The sequence below is a fragment of the Streptomyces phytophilus genome (assembly GCF_013870535.1).
Taxonomy (GTDB): Bacteria; Actinomycetota; Actinomycetes; order Streptomycetales; family Streptomycetaceae; genus Streptomyces; species Streptomyces phytophilus.
This window is the reverse complement of the sequence record NZ_JACBXC010001299.1, coordinates 1-1,655: the sequence shown is the minus strand read 5'-3', so window position 1 is coordinate 1,655 and position 1,655 is coordinate 1. Positions and strand designations below refer to the sequence as shown.

Sequence of the window (1,655 nt, the reverse complement as noted above, 5' to 3'; positions counted from 1 at the left end):
GCCAACGCCGCCGCCGTCGCCGAGATCTGCCGCCGCCTCGACGGCCTGCCGCTGGCCATCGAACTGGCCGCCGCCCGGCTGCGGTCGCTGCCCGTCGAGCAGGTCGCCGCCCGGCTTGGGGGCACCGCCCACGCGAGTTCTTCGAGCCGTGGGGGAGACCGTTTCCGGCTGCTGACCACCGGGAGCAGGACCGCGCTGCCCCGGCACCGTACGCTCCAGGCCGTCGTCGCCTGGAGCTGGGAGCTGCTGGACGACCGGGAGCGGCGGCTCGCGGAGTGGCTGTCGGTGTTCCCGGGCGGCGCGACGCCCGAGTCCGTCGCGGGGGTGTGCGGCATGGACGTCGTCACCGCACTCGACCTGCTCGCGGCCCTCGCCGACAAGTCCCTGCTGCAGATCGCGGAAGCACCGCAGGGCGCGAAAGCCGAGCCGGGCGCCGAGTCGGGCGCCGGTCCGCGCTACCGCATGCTGGAGACCATCCGTGAGTTCGGCCGCGACCGCCTCGCCGAGGCCGGCGACCTCGACCGCGTACGGGCCGCCCACGCCGCGCACTTCCTCCGGCTGGCCGAGACCGCGGATCCGCACGTACGCGCCCGCGAACAGCTCGGCTGGATCGCCCTGCTCGACGCCGAACACGACAACCTCCTCGCGGCCCTGCGGCACGCCGTCGACGCCGAGGACGCCGGCACCGCGGTCCGCCTGGTCGCCGCCCTCGGCATCTACTGGTTGATCCTCGGCCAGCACAGCGAGGCCGCCGACTGGCTCCACCTCGCGCTCGACGTCCCGGGCGAGCCGCCCCTCGAAGCGCACGCGGTCGCCCTCGGCTTCTACCTGATCAACACCGCCACCAGCGGCGGCGCCGAGCCCGACCCGGGGGCCCTCGACGAGCTGAAGGCGCTGGCGGCGCGCGTCGATCCGGAGCGCGGGCATCCGATGCTGGCGGTGCTGGAGCCGGGCATCGCGGTGGTCACCGACGACGACGAGCGCGGGCTCGCCGCGATCGACGAGCGGCTGGGACACCCGGACCCGTGGGCGCGGGCGCTGCTGCGGATGATCCGGGCGGCGTTCCGCGAGAACCGGGGGTACGCGCCGGGGCTGGAGGAGGACCTTGAGGCCGCGGCCGCGGGGTTCCGCGAGGTCGGCGACCGGTGGGGGCTGGCGATGGCGCTGCACCAACTCGGCGAGTACCGGGCGCTGCTCGGGGACACGGAGCGGGCGCGGTCGGGGTTCGAGGAGGCGCTGGGGCTGATGCGCGAGGTGCACGCCGCGGACGACGTGGGGCAGTTGCGGACCCGGCTCGCGCAGCTTGAGGCGGCGCAGGGGCGCACGGAGGCGGCGCACGCGGAGTTGCACCGCGTGTTGCGTGCGGCGGTGCGGGACGGGCGTTCGCACGTCGCGGCGCTGTGCCGGGACGTACTGGGTGACCTCGCGCGCTGGGCGGGGGAGTGGGACGAGGCGGCGCGGTGGTACGACGAGGCGCTGGCGACGCTGCGGCGGGGCGGGATGGCGGTGCCGCAGATCGAGGCGATCGTACGGACCGGGCGGGGGCTGCTGGCGTGCGCACGGGGCGACTTGGCCGGTGCGCGTGACGAGCTGGCGACGGGGCTGGGCATCGCGATGGGGGTCAAGGACATGCCGGTGGTCGCGATGGTCGGGGT

General features: G+C 75.8%; 1 protein-coding gene. It reads left to right on the top strand.

All coding sequences use genetic code 11. The annotated features are described in order from the left end of the window. A partial coding sequence (locus tag H5J30_RS31765; protein ID WP_445194971.1) for an ATP-binding protein occupies positions 1-1,655 on the top strand: 1,655 nt, incomplete at both ends.